This is a genomic window from Lysobacter antibioticus (assembly GCF_000731095.1).
Classification (GTDB): domain Bacteria; phylum Pseudomonadota; class Gammaproteobacteria; order Xanthomonadales; family Xanthomonadaceae; genus Lysobacter; species Lysobacter antibioticus_B.
Genome location: NZ_JMTZ01000014.1, coordinates 176,522 through 201,932, shown reverse-complemented (window position 1 = coordinate 201,932; position 25,411 = coordinate 176,522). Strand labels below are relative to the sequence as shown.

At 67.0% G+C, this 25,411-nt stretch carries 15 protein-coding genes; 5 read left to right on the top strand and 10 right to left on the bottom strand.

The window, feature by feature from the left end:
* Window positions 1-29: 29 nt before the first annotated feature.
* The 8 genes from EX88_RS0106275 to EX88_RS0106240 all read right to left on the bottom strand — a co-directional run bounded on the left by EX88_RS0106275 (window position 30) and on the right by EX88_RS0106240 (window position 15,945).
* A complete protein-coding gene (locus EX88_RS0106275) occupies window positions 30-995 on the bottom strand; it encodes a hypothetical protein (RefSeq protein ID WP_031371148.1) in 966 nt (321 codons plus the stop codon).
* A 1-nt stretch (window position 996) separates the two neighbouring features.
* The gene (locus EX88_RS26760; RefSeq protein WP_200875805.1) at window positions 997-4,221 is read right to left on the bottom strand and encodes a hypothetical protein; all 3,225 of its coding nucleotides are present in this window, start codon (window positions 4,219-4,221) and stop codon (window positions 997-999) included.
* 263 nt (window positions 4,222-4,484) lie between these two features.
* On the bottom strand, window positions 4,485-6,764 hold the full coding sequence (locus tag EX88_RS0106265) for a hypothetical protein (RefSeq protein ID WP_031371146.1): 2,280 nt from the start codon (window positions 6,762-6,764) through the stop codon (window positions 4,485-4,487).
* 94 nt (window positions 6,765-6,858) lie between these two features.
* Entirely contained in the window at window positions 6,859-9,015 is a 2,157-nt protein-coding gene (locus EX88_RS0106260; RefSeq protein ID WP_031371145.1) for a hypothetical protein, read from the bottom strand.
* A gap of 456 nt (window positions 9,016-9,471) precedes the next feature.
* Window positions 9,472-10,155, bottom strand: coding sequence for a hypothetical protein (locus EX88_RS0106255; protein WP_031371144.1), 684 nt, complete (start codon window positions 10,153-10,155; stop codon window positions 9,472-9,474).
* Window positions 10,152-11,936, bottom strand: a complete 1,785-nt coding sequence (locus EX88_RS0106250; protein ID WP_152566122.1) for a hypothetical protein — start codon at window positions 11,934-11,936, stop codon at window positions 10,152-10,154. Before EX88_RS0106250 ends, EX88_RS0106255 begins: the two co-directional genes overlap by 4 nt.
* Before the next feature lie 33 nt (window positions 11,937-11,969).
* Window positions 11,970-14,414, bottom strand: coding sequence for a hypothetical protein (locus EX88_RS0106245; protein ID WP_031371142.1), 2,445 nt, complete (start codon window positions 14,412-14,414; stop codon window positions 11,970-11,972).
* 343 nt (window positions 14,415-14,757) lie between these two features.
* Complete coding sequence (locus EX88_RS0106240; RefSeq protein ID WP_161786080.1) at window positions 14,758-15,945, bottom strand: S1 family peptidase; 1,188 nt, start codon at window positions 15,943-15,945, stop codon at window positions 14,758-14,760.
* A 719-nt stretch (window positions 15,946-16,664) separates the two neighbouring features.
* Here EX88_RS0106240 and EX88_RS25120 point away from each other — a divergent pair.
* Window positions 16,665-17,975 (top strand): iron-containing redox enzyme family protein, encoded by a 1,311-nt coding sequence (locus tag EX88_RS25120; RefSeq protein ID WP_081930659.1) that lies wholly within the window; start codon window positions 16,665-16,667, stop codon window positions 17,973-17,975.
* A 106-nt stretch (window positions 17,976-18,081) separates the two neighbouring features.
* On the opposite strand, the gene EX88_RS0106230 is transcribed toward EX88_RS25120, so the two are convergent.
* Together EX88_RS0106230 and glmS are read right to left on the bottom strand one after the other, a co-directional pair.
* Window positions 18,082-19,644, bottom strand: a complete 1,563-nt coding sequence (locus EX88_RS0106230; RefSeq protein ID WP_200875803.1) for an aspartate aminotransferase family protein — start codon at window positions 19,642-19,644, stop codon at window positions 18,082-18,084.
* Between the two features lie 121 nt (window positions 19,645-19,765).
* Window positions 19,766-21,598, bottom strand: a complete 1,833-nt coding sequence (gene glmS, locus EX88_RS0106225) for a glutamine--fructose-6-phosphate transaminase (isomerizing) (protein ID WP_031371138.1) — start codon at window positions 21,596-21,598, stop codon at window positions 19,766-19,768.
* Window positions 21,599-21,785: 187 nt separating this feature from the next.
* Between glmS and EX88_RS0106220 the strand changes: the two genes are divergently transcribed.
* From EX88_RS0106220 to EX88_RS0106205, 4 genes are read left to right on the top strand one after another with little or no spacing between them, the layout of a single operon-like run.
* Window positions 21,786-23,069: an efflux RND transporter periplasmic adaptor subunit gene (locus EX88_RS0106220; RefSeq protein WP_031371137.1), complete on the top strand. Its 1,284-nt coding sequence runs from the start codon at window positions 21,786-21,788 to the stop codon at window positions 23,067-23,069.
* A 2-nt stretch (window positions 23,070-23,071) separates the two neighbouring features.
* Entirely contained in the window at window positions 23,072-23,293 is a 222-nt protein-coding gene (locus tag EX88_RS0106215) for a hypothetical protein (protein ID WP_152566121.1), read from the top strand.
* 25 nt (window positions 23,294-23,318) lie between these two features.
* Window positions 23,319-24,053, top strand: coding sequence for an ABC transporter ATP-binding protein (locus EX88_RS0106210; RefSeq protein ID WP_031371135.1), 735 nt, complete (start codon window positions 23,319-23,321; stop codon window positions 24,051-24,053).
* A 10-nt stretch (window positions 24,054-24,063) separates the two neighbouring features.
* Window positions 24,064-25,392 carry an ABC transporter permease gene (locus tag EX88_RS0106205; RefSeq protein ID WP_031371134.1) on the top strand — a complete coding sequence of 443 codons (1,329 nt, stop codon included), beginning with the start codon at window positions 24,064-24,066 and terminating at the stop codon, window positions 25,390-25,392.
* Window positions 25,393-25,411: the final 19 nt, after the last annotated feature.

The window sequence follows — 25,411 nt, the reverse complement described above, 5'->3', positions numbered from 1 at the left end:
AGAAACACCCACGACCGACGAACGCAGGCTCAGGTCGGCCGCAGCCCGCATTGCACCCAACTGCGGCCGGCGATGTCGGCGACCACGCCGATCATGCCGTGGCGCCAGCGCCCGTCCTCCGGCCCGGCCGCCAAGGCCTCGTAAAGCTGCGCCGGCACGCCGTCGGCGAGACTGCGCAGCTTGGCCGTCACTTCGGCATCGTCGCGGAACATCGCCTTGGCCACGACGAACCAACTCAACGCACGCGGCGAACCGTCGGCCGAGAACGACAGGCTGATACCGCTCGGCCGCGGCAACTCCGAACCCGGCACGACCCGGGCAAGCATGGCCATCATCGCGGCGCTGTCGCCGAGCACCGCACCTGCCATCCCTTGCAAGGCACGCCAATCGAGTTCCTGTGCGCGCGCGTAGAACTCGACGCTGCCGTCGCAGTTCACTCCGCTCAGACGCCAGCTCATCAGGTTCGAGCGGAACAACACATGCTTGTCGCGCCAGGCCGCGGGTAAACGCCCATCGGGCAGGTCGACGTAGAGCTTGGTCGCCGTGCCTTCGCCATGGCGCGCCGCCGCCCACGCCCCGAAGCTCATCGCACCTTCGCGCTGCAGGTCCAACCAAGGCCCCAAATCGCCTTGCCAATCCAAGGCCTGTGCCGCAAGCAGGAGCCGCTCGCGATCCGCCACTTCCGGCGCGGCGACTTCGGTCGCCCACCGCACCACCGGCTCGCGCGAGCTCCAGGAGAATTCGACCGGCATGCCGGTATTGGTCAGGCTGCTGAAACTGCCGGCCACTTCCGGCCAGACCGAACGGCCGAGCGGCGCGAGTACGCCGCCCAGCAGGCCAGCGGCGGCGGCGGCCTGCGCCGGCAGCACCGTGCCGAGTCGCCGCAAGGTGGCGGCGACCGGGCCGGCGATGTCGGCACCGAGGCTTTGCTGCAACGGCGCGAGCCAGGCCGCTCCGGTATCGCCGCGCGTGTCGATGACGGTATCGCTGCGCATGTCACTGCACCGCGACCAGTTCTTCGGTCTCGGCGACCCAGGCGCGCTGATCGAACTGTCCTTGCATGCCGACGAAGGTGAAGCGCCGCCGATAATTGCGCAGGTCCTTGTTCTTCAGGGCGATGCGCAGCTTGACCGGGTCGGTCTGGCTGCCGGCCATCTCGATGCGTTCGTTGCGCTTGTAGGCGCCGTCCTCGTACTTCACGTCGATATAGACGCGCTTGACCATCGCCGGGTCGAACACCGGGATGAACTCGAGCTGCAAGGCATCCTCGAAGCTGTCGTGGACGATCAGCTGCGGCACGTCGAGCTCGACCGGCGGCGTCGCCGGGTCCGGATTGGCCACGCCCTTGCGCCGCTGCACCAGCTGATAGGTCACGCCGCGGTTGGCCGGGCCTGGCTTGGCGCCGCGCAGGCGCCAGGTCTTGGGGCCGGACTCCTTGGTCAGCTTCAAGGTGGTCTTCGGCTCGGGCTGCGAGTAACCGCGCGCCTGCAGCTTGACGTCGATCGAGTCGACCACGTCCCAGTCGATATCGCCCGGGATCGCTTCGATATGGCGGAACTCGACGTGCTCGTAGGGGTTCACGAACATGGTCCGGTCTTCGGTCGAGGCGGCCGGGATCGTGTACGAGGTTCGGTCGGCGGCCCAGTCGGACTGCGGGTCGAAGTGGTACTGATACGACGCGTCGTAGTCGATGTCGCGCGTGGCGTTCATGAACACCTCGAAGCGCTTGACCCCGGTTTCGCCCGGCCCGAACACGAAGTCGGCATGCTTGTGATCGCGCGGCTTGCTCTTGTCGCCGTAATCCAGCGCCACCTGCGCCGACAACAAATTGATCGGCTCGAACGCGATCGGCATGCTGGCTTCGACCGCGAACTGGCGGAAGAACGGATCGTCGAGGTCGATTTCCTTGAAGTACTTCGACTTGTCGCTGAGATCGCCGAGCATCAAGCCGAAGAAGCCTTGCGGGGCATACGTGCGGCGCGTGGCCTCAGCGCGGTTGTAGCGCAGGGTCAGTTTCTTGCGCTCTTCCTGGCGCACGAACTTGAGCTTCAGCGACAGGCTCATCGCGGTCGGCGGCGTCGGCACCGTCGGTTGCGGTTGCGGTTGCGGTTGCGGTTGCGGTTGCGGTTGCGGTTGCGGTTGCGGCTGAGGCTGAGGCTGAGGCTGGGGTTGCGGTTGCGGCTGGGGCTGCGGTTGCGGTTGTGGCGTGATCGAAGCCGGCCGGGCCAGACGTCCGCGCCAGCGGCTCGGCGTGGTGCCGGCGACCCGGCCGATGACATGGACGACGCGATTGTCCGGGTCGCCGCCCATCGCCGAATGCGAGCCCGGACGTCCGCTGGCCGGGCTGTCGCCGTGCGCGTTGGCCGGGGTGATGGTGAAGTTGCCGCCGCCGCGGCGCACCACCGCGGCAGCGACTTCCAGCCGCCGCTGCGACAGCGCCTGGTTGTGCGCATTGCGCTGCGTTTCGTTCGCGCCGCTCACGTGCTCGTGGCTGGCGTACGCTTCCAGACGCACGTTACGCGGCGCGGGCAGGCTGCGCACCCAGGCCTCCAGGCGTGCGGCGCCGCGTTCGGGGCCGCTCCAGTTGCCGTCGCCCTCGATGCGCAAGGTGCCGGAAGCATCGCGGTAGCGCGGATCGGTCGTGGTGTTTTCCACATAGGCGCGGTATTGCTGCGACGGCGGATTGAGCCGCCAGCCGGCAGCGGCCGGCTTGTCGAAGTCGAAGAACAGGCCGAAGGTCTGCTCCTGCGTCGCCGCCGGCCATTCGACTTCGATGAGTTTGCTCGAGTCGGGATTGACAGTGACGGAGATGCGCCCCTGCGCATCCGGCGTCACCACTTGGCTCTCGACTTTCACCACCGCGCCGGCGCCGGTCACGGTGATGGTTTCGGCTAAGCCGTTCGCGGCCGGCGTGTGGGTGACCGACTGTCCCGCGGGCAAGGGCGTGGGTTCCTGCAATTCGACCGCGAGCGCGGCCGGCTGGATCTGCGGCGCGGTCGGCGCTGTGCCGCCGGTGCCGCCGCCGGTGCCGGTCGTAGTGCCGCTGGTGCCGTTGAAGCCGCCACCGGGCGCGGTACCACCCGTACCACCGCCCGTACCACCGCCAGTGCCGCCTGTACCTCCGGTTCCTCCGGTGCCGCCACCTGAACCACCGGTGCCGCCGCCGGTTCCACCCGTTCCGCCGCCCGTACCGCCAGTGCCGCCACCAGTGCCGCCCGTACCGCCACCGGTTCCTCCCCCGCCGGTACCTCCTGTACCGCCGCCGGTGCCACCGGTGCCTCCACCGGTTCCTCCCGTACCACCGCCAGTGCCGCCGGTACCGCCACCCGTGCCGCCGGTGCCACCGGTATTGCTGCCGGTTCCCGTGCCCGGGCCGGCACGCGCCGCATCGGTCGCCAATTGCCCCGGAGTCAGGGTCGGCTCGAACCACTTGCTCAGCAGATCGTCCTTGAAGAAATCCAGCGCCCACTTTTCCTGGTCGCGGCGGTCTTCGGCGTCGGTGAAGGCTTCGACCTGGATGTCGATGACGCCGTTCTGCACCAGCGACTCGAACGCCGCGTCGATGCCGGCCTTGAACCAGGCGTATTGGCCTTCGAGGCTGGCGCTGAAATGATTGAAGATGCGCTCGAAGTCGGCGGTGATGGTGACCCGCAAGGCCGGCCGCATCGCCAGGTACTTGAGGTCGTAGATCACCCCGATCGGGGTCATGCCGTCGCTGAGCGCCTGCTCCAGTATCGTCGCGCCCTCGGCCGACAGGCTGAGGCTGAAGGCAGCGCGGTTGGCCGCGTCCATCGACGGCACCGATGCGCCGAGGATGTGCTCGACCGCGTTGAAGGTGCCGGGCGCTGCAGGTTGCGCCGAGGTGCCGCCGCTGCCCTGCACGTTCAAGGCGATGCACTGCACCGAGCCTTCCTCGAAGGTCGCGGTGGTCAGGCGCACCGGCGGCGACACGCCGGGTTCGGAATTGAGCCGGCCCATGATCTTCGATTCCATCTGCGGCGACAGCTGCAGGGTGGTCACGAACATCACGAAACCGCCGCCTTTGTCGGCCGCGGTGGCGTCGGCGACGCGGTACTTGAGGAAACTGAATTCCTTGCGCTTGTCGGCCGCGCGCACGGCCAACTGCGGCGGACCCGGTAAGACCCAGAATTGGTTCTTGTCGGCGTGATCGCGGAACACGGTAATGCCGTCGACGGTGATCGGCTTTTCGAGGCTGAGCATGACGAACTCCAGAATTCGAGAGTTCCTCGCGGCGGCATGCGCGCGGCGGAACGATCCTTGTACGTGGGGACCTCACCGCCGCGGGGCGTAACCCGCGGCGGTGCGGCGACCTGGCGCGTTCGCTGCGCGCCGCAGCCCGAGACCGCGAAGTCGTCGCCGACCTCGGGCGCGCCGCGACGAGCGGACATGCATAGAGATCGAATCCAACGACTCCATCGCCACCGGATCCCCGCCTCCGCGGGGACGGACAGCCACCGCGAACCTCAAGGCATCTTCAACACCAGATCGGTCGCGTCGGTCGCGGCCCAGTTGGTGGTCTTGTTGGTGCCGTTTTCGAGCAGATAACTGGCCTTGTACTCGTAGCGCATGCGCGCCGGGTCGAGGTAGTCGTACTCGAACTCGCCGGTGGCCTGGGCGCTGTCGAACTCGAAGTCCTCGGCGAACGACAGGCCGCCGGCGAAGTCCTCGAAACGCAGCGACACCTTGGTGCGGCGCATCTTGCGCTTGGCGAAATCGGCCGGCGGCTTGACCGTGACGATGCGCCGGCCCTTCATGCCGGACTTCAGCATCACCCGGTTGCCGTTGGTCACCGACTCGGGGATTTCCTCGATGTCGCGGCCGTCCTTGTAGAGGATGCTGACGCTGTAGAACACGCCCTTGACCTCGGGGTTGCGCAGGTCCACGGCGAAGGTCTGCGCGGCGGAGCCTTCCTGGAACGACATCTGCTTTTCCTCCAGCAGGTCGTTGGCGCGATCGACGTAACGCAGGTCGACGAAGGCCTCCTGCACCTCGCTCCAGTTGAAGTTCGGCACCACCTGCACCACGCGCCGGGTCGGGAACGGGTTGCGTACCGTTACTTGCGGCTCGTCCTGGGTGGTCCAGTCGCGCACCACATCGCCGCCGGCGATGGCATGGAACACGGTGCGCACCTCGTAGTTGACCTTGGCCGGGTCGAGCATGAACATCTTCCAGCTGCCGCCCGGGGCATCCTTGGTCAGCCGCACCAGGTCGCTCTGGTTGATCTTGTTGGCCGGGTCGCGGTAGCGCAGGAACACATCGATCGAGCTGTAGCGCTCCCACGGGAAGTTCTCGGCCAGCACCGGCACGGTGTTGATCGTGTACAGGTCGCGCGGGATGATCTCGATGTTCTCGACGTCGTAGATCTGCGGCTTGGACTTGAGCTTGGTCGGCCGTTCGGCCGCGTCCACGCCCTTGAAGCTGACTTCGTACTCGACCTGCACGTCGCGTTTCATCGAGCCGCGTTCGAGCTGGCTCAGCCACTCGAAACTGGCCTCGCCGACGTTCGCGCCGAGCAAGGCGTTCATAGGCTTGTCGCCATAACGCACGCGCACGTTGATGCTGCCGATGTCGTCGGCGGCCAGGTCGGCGCGCGAAATCACCTTGACCCGGCGCTTCTTGAAGAAGTCGTTGTCCAGACTGATCTGCTTGACCAGGCGCTCGCGCGGCACGCTGCCCTCGCGGATGGTCTTGAACAAGGCCGCCAGATGGCCCTGCGGATAGATCGAACGCTTGATCGCGACGCGTTCGGAGAAGTTGACGTTGAGCTTCTTCTTGTCGACGCGCTTGTAGTCCATGCGCTTGTAGCTGAAGCTCGGCATCAGCGCGCCGATCGGCCCGCCGGCTGCCTGGGCCGAAGACTGCGCGGCGAACTTGCCGATCGCATCCAGGCCGCGCTCGAAGTCGGATTTCTTCTCCGGCGTCCACGGCGGCAGGCTGACCTGGAAGAAGGCGTCGGTGATCATGTTGCGCACCTGTGCCAGGGCGGCGTCGCGGCGGTCGATGATGCCGCGGGTGTCGTCGCCCTCGGCGACGAAGGTGTCGGCCTCCAGCACGATCGCGCGGTTATCGACCAATTCGTCGACCGCCTTGCCGATCTCGGTGGAGAAGAACATGTTGCCGCCGGAGAAGCTTTCGTCCATGTGCTTCTGGACCCGCTCCCAATCGACCTTCAGGCTGATGTTGTAGGCCGGGCGCAGGCCGAGGAAATCCAACGAGTAGATCACCGCCACCGGCAGGATCTCGCCTTCCAGGCACTGCTCCATGACCGTGTAGCCGTCCTGGTCCAGGCGCACCGAGAACGCGGCCTGGTTGGAGCCGTACAGGGCCGGTTTCGCCGACTGGTCGATCTTGAGCACGAACTGCGGGCCGGCGCCGGGCGTGGGCGCGACGTCGCCGCTGGCCTTGCCCAGCATCAGCAGCTTCACCGTGCCGTCTTCCAGCGGCACCGGCGCGATGCGCGGCTTGTTGCGCAGGTTCTCGCTGTTGGCGATCTCGCGGGCGAGATCGTCGAGCTGTTTCTGGCTGGCGCCGATGTTGCAGTCGAAATTGAGGAACCCGCCGGTGCCCGCGTCGCCGCGGAAACCGATCAGGAGAAACTGCGGCACGTCCATGCCGAGGGTGTTGTCGCGCACCGTGGTCAGGTGCGGCGTGGTCGGCATGTAGTACCACTGCTCGGGATCGGCATGGTCGGGGAAGACCGAGATGCCGTTGATCTCGCGAGTGCGGCTGTCGAGGAGAAGCATGATCGGACTCCTTCCGAGTCAGGCGTGATGGAACGTTCGGGTGACGCGTCGGCCGTCGCAGGGCCCGGCCAGCGTGTGGCCGGGCTGCGTGCGATCAGGCGGCCGGAAGCTCGAGGAAGACCGTCAGGTCGGTCTTGGTCTCCGGGCCCACCACCTTGCGTTTGCCGTCGCTGAGGAAGTAGGTGACCGTGGCCTTGTACTCCGGCGCGTCGCCGTCGTTGAGCGGCAACTTCCAGCTCTTCTCCTCGTCGCCGGGCTTGAAGCGCAGGTCGATGCGCTTGGGCCCGTGCGACAAGGCCACGCTGACCATCTTCAGCTCATCCCAATTGAGCAAGTCCGGCACCACCGCCACTTCCAGCGCTTCGAGCTTCTTGCCGACCAGGATGGTCGAGCGCGTCGCGACCTTTTCGGCCTCTTCCTTGCTGGTGCCGTCGGCGAACAAGGTGGTGACCGAGTACTTGACCTCGCCCAGGGCTTCGTCGACGACCGGGAAGGTCCAGTCGAACGAAGTCATCTCGCTCGACAACGTGACGATGCTCTTCTGCGCGTACTTGTTGACGGTATCGGTATAGCTGGCATCGACGGTGATCGAAGCGATTTCCCCGGCCAGATCGCCGGCGGCGCGGAAGCTGATGGTCTTCGATGCCGAGAACGGGTCGTCGACGTACAGCTCCTTGGCCTGCTGCTTCGCCGTCTTCTTGACCTGGCGGCCGTCGGCGAGCGTGTACAGGAACTCCAGGTCGATGTCGTTGGTGCGCGGCGCACCGATGATCTTGCGCAGCTGGAAGGTCGGCGTGTCCTTGGTCATGTTGAACTTGGCTTCGACCGGCTGCTTGCCGCCCTTGTAGCGCACCGTGACCTGGGTGCGCGGCACCTGGGCGAAGTCGATGTCGCCGGGGCCGATGTCGAGCGCGAGCACGCCGAGGTCGTCGACGTTGATGGTCAGGTTGGTGTCGTCGGTCTTGATCTCCTCCGACACCTGCTTGAACGTCGCGCCCTTGTAGTTGACCGTCACCTGGTAGGTGAAGTCGCGCTTACCCTCGTGCACGAAGGCCTCGAACTTGGCCACGTCGTCGGGCTTGGTAAAGACGAATTCCTGCACCTTCTTGTTCGGGCCGTAGGGGTAGCGGATCTTGACCTCGACGCTGTGGATCGGCAGGTTGGCGAAGTCTGCGTTGACCCGCATCACTACCTGCACGGTCTTGAGGAACTCGTCCAGGTTGATCTTGGAGTAGTAGTCCTCCCACTTCAGCGGCTTGTTCTTGTCGTCCTTGAGCGAGGTGATGGTCGGCAACATGCCCTGCGGGTTGCGGTTGACGATGACCGCCTTGGCCTCGCTCCACTCCACCCGCACGTTGGCCATCTGGGTCTTGTTGATGCTGCGACGGATGTCCTCGATGTCCTGGCCTTCCTGCAGCTCCTTGGTGTTCGGGTCGACCTCGGCGATTTCCTTGAGCAGGTTGCGCTGCACCGCCGCTTCCAGTTGCTTGTTGATGATCGCGCGGATGTCGGCCTCGAGCTTGGCGTTGTCCTCTGCACTGAGGTTCGGCGCCTGCACGAACTCGAAGTGGCTCTTGGTGACATCGTTCTTCCAGCGGCTGGAGCTGACCGCCTCGGTGTAGCTGTCCTCGCTGTACCAGTTGTCTTCGGTGTCGATGGTCTGTACGAAACTGTAGAACTCCGAGGCGTTCCAGGTACCCCAGGCTTTCATTTCCGGCAGTCGCATGTACAGGTTCATCTTATAGACGACCTGCACCGCCGAAGCCGAACCGGTGCTCAGGGTTTCCTTGAAAATCGCCGTGCCCAGCTCGGACAGCTCGACCATGAACGAGGCCACGTTCTTGCCGTAGATCGAAGGCTTGCCGGCGCCGCGGATCTTCTCGACCAGGGCGCCGCCCTCGGTCAGCAGCAGCTCGACGGTGCCGTCGGTCCAGGTCACCGGCGCGATCGCCACCTTGGGTGGCGTCTTGCCCTTGTACTTCTCGGCGAGCTTCTTCTGCAGCTCGGCGGCGATCTTGGTCTGCACGTCGGCGGGAACCGACAGCTCGGTGTCGAAGGCGATGAAACCGCCGAACTTCTTGCCCCCGTCCTCGCGGATCTGGCCGTACTCGACGAAGCGCAGCGCCAGACCGCCGCTGGCCATCTTCGCGAAGTTCGGCGCGTTCGGCATGATGTAATAGGTGAAGTCGTTGGCGTCGTCGCCATAGACCACATGGTCGTGAAGCGTATCTACGTTGTCGATCTTAAGCATGGACCTGCTCCTTATCCGATGTCTGAAATGCGCGCGTTCCTGTTGCGCGCCTGCCTGTTCCGCGACTGTCCTGCGTGCCCTTTCCGTGCGATGTCACGACCGTGCTTCGCGACGCAACGTAGTTCGGTACGAATGATTCAAACGCCGACGACGCTTCGCACCGGACAACGATCACACTTTTTTTCCAACTGTTTTCAGCGACGTTTCGAGCGCGCACGCGCCCCCATCGATGCGCGCTTGCGGGCGCGAATCGGTGTATCGAAGACGAAGGGCATCGACGCGATTCGACATCGCGCGCGGCTCTCGTCGTTTTTCCCTGGCGGCATCGCCGCCGACGCAATGCGCGTCACCCACGGACCCGAACCGCTCCGCGAACGGCGTATGCCAGCGCGTTCGCGGTCGCGAGACGATCCAACCGGGCCGGCCGCCGCGCACGACGGCGACCGACCCGCAACTCTAGCTACGCGGCAGACCCCAATCGGCGGCATCGGCCGTGTACTGCTGTGTTCCGTCGGCATCGCCGCCGTCGTCGGTGTCGACCTGGCTTTGCCGGTATAAGCCGGCGCTCATCGCCTCATCGCCCTGGCGCGAGCGCAACGACAGATCGACCTCGACCGATTCGCTCTGATAGGCCGACGCACTGCGCCGCATCGGCGCGGCATCGGTGACGGCGTAGCGCACCGCCATCCAACCGTGCTCGCCTTGCAGTGCCTTGCGCACCTTCGCCGCCTGCTCGCCGTCGAGCATGACGTTGAAGGCAGCGTGGTAAGGCGGCACGCCAGACGATTTGCTGTGGGCCAGCGCGACATAAGCGCCTTGGCCGTCGCCGAGCATCAGGCTTGCGCCGTCGACCGTCACCGGTGCCTGCCGCAGCGTCACCCGCTCCAGCGGCAGTTGCGCGCGCCCCGCCAGTTCGACCCGGATCGCATCCAAGGTCGCCGCCGACACGCCCCAGGCGCTGGTCAAGGCCAGCATGACCACGCTGCCGACGCTCATCAGATTGAACTGCGGCCGGCCGTCGGCGCCGCTGGCCAGTCCCGGCGAACGGGCGCGGTAATGCCAGGTCGCCGCTTCGTCGGCCGGCGCCACCCACACGCCGAGAATGTCTTCGTAATTGTCGCTGCTGTCGCCGGCACTCATGTGCGTTCTCCGATCGTCGTCCTTGGGGCGTCGCTGCTGTGCAACTGCAGCGGCGTGTCGGGTTGCAGCACCTCGGACCAGGGCGACTGCGCCGACCAGCGCCAGCGATAGCCGGAACGGAACGGCGACAGCGACAGCCAGGTCCACTGCGCCTGCGGTGCGCTGCGGGTGAATCTCACCTGCCTGCGTCGTGCAGGCTGGTCGACGGCGTCTTCGGGCGCGATTTCGATCACCCGCTGCGGCGCGTCGTCGTCGAATTCGCAATGCAGGGCCAACTCGCGCGAGCCGCTGCCTTCGAAGCTGAAGGCATCCAGGCGCAAAGCTTCGGCGTCGACCGGCGCCATCGCCCGCTGGGTGCCGTCGCTGCGCGCACGCGCGTTGGCGCGGATGGTCGCCTGCTCGACGTCGGCCGGAATGGCGAAGGCGAAGCTGGCCGAGCCGCGGTCCAGGTTCGCGCGCGCCGACCACGGCTTGCCTTTGCGCAGGCCTTTGCACTCGACTTCGATGTCGGCCTGCTCGACGAACACCGGCTCGGCCTCCACCGGCACGAAACGCAGGCCGAAGTCGTCCGGCGCGACCAACAGATGCTCGCGGCTCGAGGTGCGCAGCGGGCCCTTGATGGTTTCGGCGCGCCCGTCCGACAGCAGCAGGGCCGTAGCCTGCCAGGCGTAATTGAGCTCTTCCTTCGGCGACAGGCGCAGGTCCAGGGTGGTCGGGCGATCCGCCGCTGCGAGTCGCGCCGAGGCCTTGATCGTGAACATGCGCGCCGGCGGCTTGGCCGGCACTTGCACGTCGACCTGCGCCTGGACGATGCCGATACGCCGCTCCGGCAAGTTCGGCCGCACCGTGATCGCACGCCAGCCGCTGCTCAGGCTGCGCACGTCGTGACGGCGCACCACCGTGTCGTGCAGGCTCGCCGCCGGCAAAGTGCGCAGCGGGCCGAGCGGGTCGGCTTCGACCGCGAACAGGCGCGGCGCCAGCACCGGCTCGGACAGATTCCAGCGCACCGAACCGGTCGCCATCGCCGCGGCATCGAAGACCACGCGCACGCCGGTGGCGGCGTCGGCCGGCGACGGCAGCAGGTTGGCATAGCGCACGACGAGGCGATCGATCAGCGCATCGGCGAGCGGCTCCTTGAGCAGATCGCCGGAGCTCGCCGCGAGGCCGAGGCCCATGCTCTGCGGCGCCTCGATCAAGCGCTGCCGCAACAGCGCCAGGTCCAATGTGGTGGTGCCGCCGCCTAGGGTCCTGACCGCCGCCAACAACGCGGCCGGATCGAAGTTCACCGTCAGCGGCAGGCGATCGGCGACGCCGCGCACGCGCAGCCAGGCCTGCCCGCCGACCGCGAGCAGGCCGCGCTGCAAGGCGGCGACGAACAGATCGGTGGCGGCGCCGTCCAGGCGTACCGCCAGCCCCGTCGACCCCAGGCTGGCACTGTCGAGCGGCAACAACTCGCCGAGCGACGGCGGCAGATCCAATGCCTCCACCGCACTCAGGCGCAACCAGCCGCCTTCGTTCGGCAACGCCGACAAGGCGAGGTTCTGGCCGGCATCGAAAACGGCGCGGCGGGCCTCGTCGAGACCAAACTCGGCGGCGAAGGCGATCGACAGGATCGAGAAGCGCTCCAGCCCGGCGTTGCCGCGATCCTGCTGGAAGATGTCGAGCCTCATCGGCGGCTCGCTGCCGGCGCCGTGCGCCGCGAGCAGCACCGGCGGCAACTGGAACGCGCCGGGGCGCTCGTAGGCGGCGAATGCGATACGTTCGCCGACTTGCATCGGCATGCGCCAATCGGGGCGGCCCGAGAACGACATCGCTCAAGCCCCCGCGATCAACACGGCGGGTTCGTCGGTGCGGCACCAGGGCGTGCTCGGCAGGCTCTGGCCCGATTTGTACATCACCGTCTGCCGGTACTCGTAAAAGCCTTCGCTGTCGCGGCGCAACAGGATGTCCATCAACGGCACCGGCACGTCGACGTCGACGGCGAGGTTGGCGGCGTCGAGCACGACGCGTTTGTTGCCGCGGAACTCGACGATGATGCTGGCGATCTCGCCCGCGGCGTGGCCGGCGTTAAGCAAGACCTCGGGCGTGGTCATGAGCCGCACTGGACGCACCGTTTGCTGGTCGATGGTCTCGTCCAAGGTGTATTTCATGATCGCCTCGCCGTCGGGAATGCTGCGCACCGAGGCGGTGTTGAAAATCGCATCGGCCGGCGCGCTGCCGCTCAGGGCGGCGGTCGGCTGGACCACGAAATCGACGCCCTGCTCCGGGGCGATCTCGACCGGCTGGCTCAGGTCCAGGCCTTCGATGCGACCTTCGACCAGGCCTTCGCCGCGCGTGATCCAGGTCGGCAGGCGGGCGATGCGCAACTTGCTCTCGGTGGCGTTGAGCAAGCGCACCGCCACCGCGCCGGTCTGCGGGTCGGGAGTTTCGATCGACTGGAACAGCTCGCCTTCCATGTCGGCGAAGTTGAGCTTGACCGGCACCATCACGTTCTCGTTGATGCCGGTCGACACCACCACGCTGCCTTGCAACAGGTTGGAGTTCGACAGCGACATCAGCACCGCGAACACTTCCTGGAAGTCGTCGAACTCGAAACGCTCGTTGACGGTGAAACCGTTGTCCCAGTCGATCGCGGCCGGCACCGTCTCGAAGCGGATCGCACCGTCGCGCATCAGCGCCAACTGCAAAGTCGAGCTGGCGCGCAGCAGGCGCAGGTCGAACTCTCGCTGCGGGTTGTCGGCGCTGGCCGGCACCTTGCTGGCCAGTTCGCGGCGCGCGGCGAGCAGGCGCTCGCCGTCGGTGACCGGGCGCACTTCGCAGGTCAGGTCGACCTTGGCGTCGTCGGCGTCCGCGCCCTGGTCGATGCGGAACGCCAGCGACGGCGCATGCGGCGCTTCGCTGCGGCGCGCGAGCTTGAAAGCATCCGGCAGGTAATAGATGCGCGCCGGGTCGCTCATGTCCTGGAAATAGGCATGGCTGCGGCCGCCGCCGGCCGGATAGCGCAGCGAATGCACCACCCAACGCGGCGCCGCCGGGCCGGGCTGGGCGCCTGACGGATACAGATAGGGATGCAGCACCGGCTCGAAGAACAGCGGGATCGCCCAGTCCTGCGACTGGTTGGATGCGTCGTAGCGCGGCTCCGGCGCCGGCTCGGGTTGCGGCTCGGGCTGCGGTAGCGGCTCCGGCTCGGGCTGGACGATGATCGGCTCGCCGTCGAAACCGCGGCGCTTGATGTGCATGCGCATGCCCGGCATCGCCGCGCCGCGCGCCATCATCGCCGGCTTGCTCATCTCGGGCTTGCCCATCGCCGGCTTGACCATCGCCGCCGGAGCCACCCGCAGGCTCGCCGCCGAAGCGCGCGACAAGGCCGCCGCCGACACGCTCGCCTGCGGCGCCCGCGACAGCAGCATCTGGCCCTTGATCATCATCAACTGGCGCTTGGGCGCATCCGGCGCCGGGCTGGCCGGCAACGGCACCGCCACGGTGTAGCCGCGCGAGATCAGCAGGCGCGCCTGCGACTCGCTCGACATGAACGCACGCAGCAAGGCATCGCGTTCGGCCAGGCTCAGGCGCAGCATCGCCACGCAGCCGCCGCGCGGGTCGTCGATCAACTCGCCGACCGGGAGGCGTTGCTCGATTGCGGTGCCGGCGGCGCGGTAGCTGATCACCGCGCTGCGCGCGACCGGCAGCATCTGCGCGCTGCGCGCGGCGTCGCCGATCTCCGCGGCCGGATAGGTTTCCATCGCCACGCTGACCGCCCACAGGCCGTCCTGGGCCTGCGCGACCTTGATCTCGTAACGGCCGCCCTCGTTGCGCACGCGATAGCGCGGCAGCCAATAGCGCTGCTGCGGGTTATGCGGATCCTCGAACAGACAGCGGTCGTCGGGCGTCGCGCTCGGGCTGATCGGATGCGGCGACTGCGAACGTACGAAACCGGCATCGGCCTTGATCGGAAACAAGCCCGGGCGCAGATCGTTCAAGCGCGGCCGCACCGTCCGACCTTCGAGTTGAGCGATGATCGCCGGTTGCGCGCGCAGCATCGCCGGGTTGATCCGCATCGCCGGCATGACCGCTGGACGCGCGACGACTTCGGCGGGCGCTGCGGGCGCCAACACGGCAGGTGCTATCACGGCAGGCGCCACCACCGCGGGCGCCGCGACGGGCATGGCGATCTTGATGGACTTGGCGGGGGCGACCGCGACGGCCGGACGCACGCCGGCGACGATCTGGTTGAGATTGAGCAGACGGCCCGGGGGCATGCGGTTCTCCTTGAAATCAGCGTCGGAACGCTGTCCGGCGAGGCGTTCCGGCCTCGTCGGGTCCTGGGTATCGATTGAGTGCGCCCACGGCGCCCATCACCTGCAATACAACGCGACGCCCGCGCGGCGTAGGACGTTGCATGGATGAAACGGATTCGGCGCATCGCGCATTCAGCACCGGCGACGCGCCTGGCGACGGCTAATCCAATGGCCCGATCGGCGCAGCGATACGGATGCGGGCGCAAAAAGAAAACGGGAGCGCCAGGCGCTCCCGTTTCCTGTCGCGACTTGCGACGACTTGCGATGGCGCCGCCGCGCGCGGCGGCGAACTGCGAGTACCCGCCTACAGCGTGACCAGGCTGAGCCCGTACAGCTCGAGAATCGGATTCACCGGCTGGAACCAGGTCGTCGCGGTGAACTGGCCGCAATTGTGGTCGAAACCGGGGAGAATGTTGGACGCCGAGGTCACGCCCTGAGCGTGCTCGTAAACGTCGATCCAACCGCCGCCGGAGTCGCCGTAACCGGCGCAGGCATTGGTCTGGGTCAGGCCATAGACGGTGCCGCCGGTCGTGTTCACGGTGACGTTCTTGGCGGTGATGAAACCGCATTGATAGCCGGTCTTCCAACCCGACCGGCAGACGATCGCGCCATGGAAGGCCTCGTTACTGCCGCGCACGTAGAAATATGCACCGGCGTAATTGCTCACCCACGGCAACACGTCGTGCTGCGCGCCGAGAGCCACCCAGGCCCGGTCGGCGCCGGGAAACTCCGACGCCGCGATGTGACCGGCTGGCGCGCCATCGAGCCAGATCGATTCGCCGACCGTGCCGCAATGGCCGGCGGTGACGAAGCCCTTGGTCGCGCCTTGCCGCACCGCGAAGCCGACCGAGCACGAAGACCCGCCGCCCTTCTGGTAAGCGCGGCCGGCGTAGACCGACGCAGTCGGTTGCGGCACGCCCTCCATGGCGGTGAAACGCAGCAAACCGCTGCCGGCGCCGCTGTGGGCTACGAAATCGATCGCACGCTCCATCTGCTCCGGCGCCACGCTGATCAGCACCGAGTTGCTGGCCGGGTCGACATGCCAGGCGTGCACGCCGTCGAGCGGCCGGCTGATGCCGGGCACTCGCGCCCGCGCGCTGCGATCGAGCCGCGCTTTCGCCGCTTCCAATTCGACCAGGCTGTAACGCACCTTGCGCAGTTGCACGCCCTCGAGCGTAAGCCGGGCGCGCGGATCGGACGAAGCGACGACCAATCGCACCTCATCGTTATCCCCGTGCTCGATCCAAGTGCCCGCGTAATGCGCGCCGAGGCGCCGCTGCGCAATCGCCGCCGTCGCCGGCGCCTGGCCTTGCAACTGCAGCCAGCGGGCGGCCTGGGTCGCGGATAAATCCAGATCGCGCTGAGCGGCGCCTAGCATCTGCGAATTGACCTTCATCTGCGATGCCCCGGCGGTAAACGCGACGCAGCAAAGCAAGGTCGACACCACAACGCCGGCACCGGTCCGGTCCAGCCAGTCTCGAACGATCGACATACCCATCTCCTTTGGTTTGAAACATCCAGCCGCGCGCTTAGGCGCGGTCGCGGTCCGTCGCGAATGTCGTCGGATGAGTACATTCGACGGACGCGCCCAGCTAACCCCATCCGCGCGAGCGATGCAGTTGCGCAGGTCACAGCGGCGTTAGCCACCGCATCACAAACCCGGCAAACGGCGGCGGCGCCGCAGTCGCTGCAGACGCGGGGCCCGCATAGCGCTGCGTGCGCTGCTCCGAAGACTCTGCGTATCGCGGCGATCGCGCCTGCTCCACGCCCGGCGCGGCCCCGGCCGGGTCGAAACGCTTCGTCGAAACGCATCGTCCCTGTTCAGCTCACCCGACAACGGGCGGCCTCGCGGGTCACAGCTACTGCGACAGGCTGACGCTTCGATAGACGACCAGTCTGGTGTCGACGACTCCCGGCACCGCAGCCGTTCGGCTGGCTTGCTGCGCCCTCATCGAACGCTCCCGGCGTCGCAGAACGTGCTGCGACGGATTGATAACGTGACTTGCCTCGCATCAGTTCCGGCCAATCGCGTGACTTGCATCGCGATCAGGATCGGCCTTCTGGCACAGGCGAAGGCTATCGAAGCAAAGCGCGTGCACGGCGGCCCCACGCCGCAGGCACGCGATCGAGCGGGCCACGGCGAACACGGGGATCGGCGCGGCCCGGGCAATCCAAGTCATCCACTCTCGTCATCACAGGACGGACCAAAAGATGAAGACTGTTTCGCCACCACAGCCGTGTTCGACCAAAGTCGTCGACATCGACCAGTTCTGGAAACTCGCCGACGCTCTGCAGGATGCAACCGTCGAACAGGCGAAGGACATGTTCTCCTTCGTCGAAACCGCCAGCCCGGATCGCCTGTTCTCGTTACTGGCGCAGTACCGCTACTTCACCGTTTATTACATCACCGACATCGCGCTGTTGATCGCCAGGCTGCAGCCCGGACGGATGCGCAGTTTCCTCGCCGACATTCTCCTCGACGAGTTGGGCGAAGGCGACCACACCCAAGCGCATCCGGAGTTGTACGACGAGTTCCTGGGCAGCCTCGGGATCGCTCATCCGCCGCTGGACAGCATGGCGCTGGCCGGCAACATCGCGTTGTTGGACAACGCCCGTTCCAACCTGATCGACCCCGCTTACAGCACGGCCTACGGCATCGGCTTGCGCGGCATGGGCGGCGAGTGCGTATGCCAGATCTATCTCGCTCGCCTGTACCAGCATTTGCTGCTCAATCCGTACATCCGACAACACAAGGACACGATCGCCTGGAAGTTCTGGGAGCTGCACGTCGGCGAGCACGACATCGTCCATCGCGAGAACCTGCGCAAGCTCATCAGCGACGAGATCGCGTCCATGGACAACGGCAGCGTCGAGGCCCTGCAGGACGGTTTCTGCGACAGCATGGCGGCCTGGACCTCGTTCTGGCAGAACATCCAGGACGCAGCGACGATGCCCGACGGCCATGACGCCGCCGAACGCGCCGCGGTCGGCGAAATCATTCTCGGACCGGCCGGCGACCGCGGCGGCGGCGCCATCCGTCAATTCCATCTGGCCATCGGCGTGCACGACCTGGAACAAGCCCGCCAGTTCTATTGCGATGTGCTCGGCGCGAAACAGGGCCGGTCGACCAGGAATCTGATCGACCTCGACTTCTACGGCCATCACCTGGTCATCCACCAGACGCCGGGCGGCAGCGAAGGCGCCGCGACCTCGTTCGGGTCTGCGTTCTACGGCGAGACCGTACGGGTGCCGCACTTCGGAGTGAACCTCGACTGGAAGGATTGGAGTTCGTTGGCCGACCGCATCAAGTCGCGGGGGCATGCGTTCATCGATCCGCCGCACGTGCGCATGCGCGACCTGCCCGGCGAACACGCGACCATGTTCCTGAGCGACCCGAGCGGCAACTCGCTCGAGTTCAAGGCCTTCCGCAACCATGATGAAGTGTTCTCGGTGATCTTCTCCGACAGCACCCGCGACATCTTCGGCCTGGATGCGCTGGTGGAGAAAGCCGCCACCGCCTGATGCGGCATGGAAGGAAGCCCGGTATCTTCGGGCTTCCTTCCACTGCGGCAGGACGCCTCTGATTCAGGCGCTGCACGAAGCGAGGAGCGGCTTGGCCAAGGCTCGGTTATTGGGCCAGATAACGGTCGGCGACGTGCAATGCATCGTCGATGATGGCCAACCCCGTCCGCAGATCGGCTTCGCCGATGTTGAGCGGCGGAGCGATGTGCACTCGGTTGAAGTGGACGAAAGGCCACAGCCCCTTGTCCTTGCACGCCGCTGCGAACTCGGCCATGGGCCGGTTGTCGGCGCCGGCCGCGTTGTACGGAACCAACGGCTCGCGGCTGACCGGATCGCGCACCAGCTCCAAGGCCCAGAACATGCCGAGGCCTCGCACCTCGCCGACGGACGGATGCCGGCTCTTGAGTGCTTCCAGCTCGGGCCGCACCAGCTCCTCGCCGAGGCGGCGAACGCGCTCGATGATGCCTTCCTCCCGATACACGTTCAGGCAGGCGACGGCGGCCGCACAGGCCAAGGGGTGGCCCGAATAGGTCAGGCCTCCCGGGAATACGCGGTGAGCGAAGATCTGGGCGATACGCTCGCTGATGATCACGCCGCCCAGAGGGACATAACCGCAGTTGACGCCCTTGGCGAAGGTGATCAGGTCCGGGACCACGCCCCAGCGATCGATCGCGAACCACTCGCCGCAGCGCCCGAACCCCGCCATGACTTCGTCGGCCACCATGACGATGCCGTGCCGGTCGCACAGCTCGCGTACGCCGCGCAGGTAGCCGTCCGGCGGAACCAGGACGCCGTTGCCGCCGACGACGGACTCCAGTACGACGGCCGCCACGGTATGCGGGCCCTCGACCCTGAGCACATCGGCCAGGTGAGCCAGCGCGCGCTCGCACTCCTGCGCCTCGGAGTCGGAATAGAAGGCCGAGCGATACGCGTACGGCCCCCAGAACTTGACCGTCCCGGGCATGCCGGGTTCGGCGCCCCAACGGCGCGGATCGCCGGTCAGCGATATCGCGCCGGCAGTGGCGCCGTGATAGCTGCGATACGCCGACAGGACCTTGATGCGACCGGTGTGATGCCTGGCGATGCGCACCGCGTTCTCCACCGCTTCGGCGCCGCCGCTGGTGAAGAACACCTTGTCGAGATCGCCGGGTGCCGCTTGCGCGATCAATCGCGCCGCTTCGGCCGTGGCTTCGTTCGCGTGATAGGGCGCGAGCGTGCAAAGACGCTCGGCCTGAGCCTGGATCGCGGCGATCAGCTTGGGGTGCTGGTGGCCGAGATTGACGTTGACCAATTGGCTGGAGAAATCCAGCCACGTCCTGCCGGTCTCGTCCCAGAAGCGGGAACCGCTGCCTCCGGCGACTACCACCGGATCCAGGGAGGCTTGCGCCGACCACGAATGCACGACATGGGCGCGATCGTTGCGATAGGCCGCAGAGGTCGCCGCGGCAGACGTCGCCGCGACAGTCGCAGTCTGTTCGGTCTGTATCTCGGTATCGGTCATCTTGGCATCGACTCCGATGAGGCGGGGATGGTGACCGGTTGAGGTTCGCACCGCCCGGCGATGGCCGTCGAGCGGCGGCGCGCGGCCGCCCCGGTACTGCGCGCCACGCGCTACTAGTTCAGCAGCTTCCTGCAGCCCGGGATAGCCCGCCCCGGCAGCCCAGGGCACGTAGCGGAGGAAGGCCGCGGCACGACCCGGCCGACCCCTCGATGTCGCCGCCGGCGCGACCGGCCGGCATCCGAAGACGCAGCGCCCAAGTGAGCCTGGGCGCTGCGCGACGACGACGCGCTTACTCGACCGTGACCGCCTTGGCCAGGTTGCGCGGCTTGTCGACGTCGGTGCCGCGCGCGAGAGCGGCGTGGTAGGCCAGCAACTGCACCGGAATCGCGTGCACCACCGGCGACAGCACGCCGACGTGGCGCGGGGTGCGGATCACGTGCACCGCCTCGGATTCGCCGAAGTGGCTGTCGAGGTCGGCGAACACGAACATCTCGCCGCCGCGCGCGCGCACTTCCTGGATGTTGGACTTCACCTTCTCCAACAGGCTGTCCTTCGGCGCGATCACCACCACCGGCATGTCGGCATCGACCAGCGCCAGCGGGCCGTGCTTGAGCTCGCCGGCCGGATAGGCCTCGGCGTGGATGTAGGAGATTTCCTTGAGCTTGAGCGCGCCTTCCAGGGCGATCGGGTAATGCACGCCGCGACCGAGGAACAACGCGTGCTGCTTCGGCGCGAAGCGGTCAGCCCAAGCGGTGATCTGCGGTTCCAGGTTGAGCGCGTGTTGGATGCTGCCCGGCAGGTGGCGCAGCGCATCGATGAACTCGGCTTCCTGCTCGGCCGAGAGCTTGCCGTGCTGCTTGGCGAGGGTCGCGGTGAGGATGAACAGCGCCACCAGCTGGGTGGTGAAGGCCTTGGTCGAGGCCACGCCGATCTCGGCGCCGGCGCGGGTGTAGTACACCAGTTGGCTCGCCCGCGGGATCGCGCTTTCCGGCACGTTGCAGATCGACAGGGTCTTGTCGTGGCCGAGCGACTTGGCGTACTTCAACGCTTCCATCGTGTCGAGGGTTTCGCCGGACTGCGAAATCGTCACGATCAGTTGCTTGGGATTAGCGACCGCGGCGCGATAGCGATACTCGCTGGCGATCTCGACCTGGCACGGCAGGCCGGCGATGGCTTCGATCCAGTAGCGCGCGGTCATGCCAGCGTAATAGCTGGTGCCGCAGGCGAGAATCTGCACGCCCTCGACGCCGGCGAACACCGACTCGGCCTGGGCGCCGAACAACTCCGGCGAGAACTTGCCGTCGTCCATTACCGCCTCGATGGTGTCGGCGATGGCGCGCGGCTGTTCGTGGATTTCCTTCTGCATGAAGTGGCGGTAGGGGCCGAGTTCGAGCGAGGCCAGCGACACGTCGGAAACGTGCACCTCGCGCTCGATCGCCGCGCCGTTGCCGTCGAACACGCGCACCTGGGCGCGGGTGAGGTCGGCGGTGTCGCCTTCTTCCAGGAAGATCACCCGGCGCGTGGCCTGCAGGATCGCCGAGACGTCGCTGGCGACGAAGTTCTCGCCTTCGCCCAGGCCGATCAGCAGCGGGCAGCCCATGCGCGCGGCGATCATGCGATCGGGTTCGCGCTTGCTGACCACGGCGATGGCATAGGCGCCGACCAACTCGCGTACCGCATTCTGCACCGCCGCCAACAAGTCGCCCCCCTGCGACTGGTGGAAGTGGATCAGATGGGCGATGACTTCGGTGTCGGTCTGCGACTCGAAGCTGTAGCCGGCCGCGCGCAAACGCTCGCGCTGCTCGTCGTGGTTTTCGATGATGCCGTTATGGACCACGGCCAGTTCGCCGAAGCTGATGTGCGGATGCGCATTGGCTTCGGTGACGCCGCCGTGGGTCGCCCAACGGGTGTGACCGATGCCCACCGAGGCGTTGAAGCCTTCGGCCTGGGCGGCCGCTTCCATTTCGCCGACGCGGCCGGTCCGGCGCACGCGGCGCAGGTCGGCGCCGTCGAACACGGCGATGCCGGCCGAGTCATAGCCACGGTATTCCAGTCGCTTCAAGCCATCGATCAAAACCGGTACCACGTCACGATCTGCGATCGCACCTACGATTCCGCACATGCTGGGGCAACTCCTTGGGGGATGTCCGCATTCTATCCGCGCCCCGTCGCGGACACGTCCGGCGGACGCATTGTCCGTCCGGACGGACACCCGGACGGCGGTGTCCGCCCTTAAAAAACAACAACTTGCAGTTGGCACGCGTTGTGCTTGGGTTATGGATAAACCGCCAAGCCCGAGTCCCACCGAAATGAGCATCCGCGACACTTCTGCGCAGGACCACCGAGTCGCCACCGCCACCGTGCAGGGGCGGCACCGTCGCCGCTGGCTGCTCGGCGCCGGCGCCGGCGTGCTCGCTCTGGGCGCGGGCGCGTGGCTGCTGTCGGGCTGGAGCGCGGGTGGCCGTTCGGTCGACGCCGAGCGTTTGCGCATCGCCGAGGTCAAGCGCGGCGAACTGGTCCGCGACATCGCCGCCGACGGCCGGGTGATCGCCGCCAACAGCCCGATCCTGTATGCGATCGCCGGCGGTTCGGTCGACCTGAAGGTGGTCGCCGGCGACGTGGTCCGCAAAGGCCAGGTGCTGGCCGAGATCGACAGTCCGGAACTGCGCAGCAAGCTCGCCCAGGAACAGGCCACCCTGGCCAGCCTGGAAGCCGAGGCCAGCCGCGCCGAGCTCGACGCCGAACTGGCGCGTTCGACCGCACGCAAGGAACTCGACCAAGCGCAGATTGCCCGCGTCGCCGCCCTGCGCGATCTGGAACGCTATCAGCGCGCCTTCGAAGGCGGCGCGGTGGCCAAGGTCGACGTCGCCAAGGCCCAGGACGACCTGAAAAAGTCCGACATCGGCCTGAGCCACGCCCAGGGCGACCTCGGCCGGCAGGGCCGCAGCGCCGCGCTGGACACCCGCAACAAGCGCTTGCTCGCCGATCGCCAACGCGCGATCGCGGTCGAGGCGCAACGCCAGGTCGAAGCGCTGACCCTGCGCGCGCCGTTCGACGGTCAGGTCGGCCAGGTCCAGGTCGCCCAGCGCGCCAACGTCGCGATCAACGATCCGGTGTTGAGCGTGGTCGACCTGAGCGTGTTCGAAGTCGAGATCAAGGTGCCGGAAAGTTTCGCCCGCGACCTGGCGATCGGCATTCCGGCGCAGGTCACCAGCGGCAACGGCCAACCGTTCGCGGCGCAGATCTCCGCGGTTTCGCCCGAAGTCGTCAACGGCGAAGTCGTCAGCCGCCTGCGTTTCACCGGCAAGCAGCCGCCGGGCCTGCGCCAGAGCCAGCGCCTGAGCGCGCGCATCGTCCTGGACACCCGCCGCAACGCGCTGATGGTCGAGCGCGGCCCGTTCCTGGAGCAGGCCGGCGGCAACAGCGCCTATGTCGTCGCCAACGGCGTCGCCACCCGCCGCAGCATCCGTACCGGCGTAAGCAGCCTCAACGCCGTGGAAATCCTCGAAGGTCTGCAACCGGGCGAGCGTGTCGTCGTCTCCGGCAGCGACCAGTTCGAAAACGCCGAAACCGTCCGCATCAGTGGAGAATGATCATGCAAACCCAACACCACGCCACCGACTTCCCGTTCGCCCCGCAGTGGAGCTCGCAAGAGCTGACCGACGCCGTGCCGCTGCGCCTGCATCAGCTGATCGATTTCGATCAGGCCCGCGATGCCGGCGACGCGCGCAGCGCCAACCAAGCCGCACCGCGCCGCCCGATCCGCATCCATCGTTACCTGGCCGCGTGCGCGCTGCCGATGTTCGCGATCCGCTGAAGCCCACCGCCAAAGGAAACACGTCATGCTCGACATGCGCCAGGTCACCAAGGTCTACCGCACCGAACTCGTCGAAACCCACGCCCTGCGCTCGCTGGACCTGCACGTACGGGACGGCGAATTCGTCGCGGTGACCGGCCCCTCGGGCTCGGGCAAGACCACCTTCCTCAACATCGCCGGCCTGCTGGAGACCTTCAGCGGCGGCGAGTACCGGCTCGACGGCGAGGACGTGCGCGGCCTGTCCGACGATGCGCGTTCGCGCCTGCGCAACCAGAAGATCGGCTTCATCTTCCAGAGCTTCAACCTGATTCCCGACCTCAACCTGTTCGACAACTGCGACGTGCCGCTGCGCTATCGGCGGATGCCGGCCGCCGAGCGCCGCCAGCGCATCGAGCAGGCCCTGACCCAGGTCGGCCTGGGCTCGCGCATGAAGCACTACCCGGCCGAACTGTCCGGCGGCCAGCAACAGCGCGCGGCGATCGCCCGCGCGCTCGCCGGCACGCCGCGCCTGCTGCTCGCCGACGAACCCACCGGCAACCTCGATTCGCAGATGGCGCGCGGGGTGATGGAGTTGCTGGAAGAGATCAACGCCCAGGGCACGACCATCATCATGGTGACCCACGACCCCGAACTCGCCGCACGCGCCCAGCGCAACGTCCACATCGTCGACGGCATGGCCACCGACCTCAAGGCCGAGCCGAGCCTGATCCGCGCCCCGATGCCGACGGCCTCCGTCGATGCCGACGCCACCCTCGCCTGAGACCGTCGCCATGACCGGAAACAGCCAGTTCGGCTACTACGTCCAGCTCGCCCTGCGCAGCTTCAAGCGCAACAAGGTGCTGACCGCGCTGATGGTGGTCGCCATCGCGCTCGGCATCGGCGCGGCGATGACCACCCTGACCGTGTTCTACGTGCTGTCCGGCGATCCGCTGCCGGGCAGGAGCGAGCACCTGTTCCATCCGCGCATGGATCCGCGCCCGATGGCCGGCTACACGCCCGGCGACGAGCCGCACGAGGACATGACCCGCTTCGATGCCGAGGCGCTGCTGCGCGAGAAGCGCGGCGACCGCCAGGCGCTGATGAGCGGAGGCGACGTCGCCATCGAGCCGCGCCGCGACGGCCTGCCGCCGTTCCGCCAGATCTCGCGCTACACCTCGGCCGACTTCTTCGCCATGTTCGGCGTGCCGTTCCAGTACGGCGGCCCGTGGCCGGGCGAAGACGATGCGCGCCGCGCCCGCGTCGCCGTGATCAGCAATACCCTCAACGAGAAACTGTTCGGCGGCGGCAACAGCGTCGGCAAATCGCTGTGGATCGACAAGAGCGAATTCCGCATCGTCGGCGTGATCGGCGACTGGCATCCGCAGCCGACCTTCTACGAGCTGTCCGGCCCGGGAGGCTTCGGCGAACCCGAGGCGTTGTTCCTGCCGTTCTCCACCAGCCGCGACCTGCGCATGAGCTCGCAAGGCAACATCGATTGCTGGGGCGACAACAACGTCGACGAGGAAGGCAACCGCAGCATCAACGCCAAGTGCGCCTGGGTGCAGTACTGGGTCGAATTGGCCACGCCGGAAAAAGCCGCCGCCTATCGCCAGTACCTGCAGAATTACGTCGCCCAGCAACGCAGCGCCGGGCGCTTCGAGCGCCCGACCGCGCCGAAGCTCGACGACCTGATGCAGTGGCTGGATTTCAAACGCGTCGTGCCCGCCGACGTGCGCCTGCAGACCTGGCTCGCCTTCGGCTTCCTGCTGGTCTGCCTGCTCAACACGGTCGGCCTGCTGCTGGCCAAGTTCTTGCGCCGCTCCAGCGAGATCGGCGTACGCCGCGCGCTTGGCGCGACCCGCACGGCGATCTTCGCCCAATGCCTGGTCGAAGCCGGCACCGTCGGCCTGGCCGGCGGCCTGCTCGGCCTGCTCTTGGCGCAACTGGGCCTGTGGGCGGTGCGCCAGCAGCCGGTCAGCTATGCCGCCCTCGCCCGCCTCGACCCGACCATGTTGCTCGTCACCTTCCTTTTGGCCGTCGTCGCCAGCGTGCTCGCCGGGTTGTTGCCGGCCTGGCGCGCCTGCCAGGTGACGCCGGCCATCCAGCTCAAGAGTCAGTGATCCATCTTCCGTCGAGGCT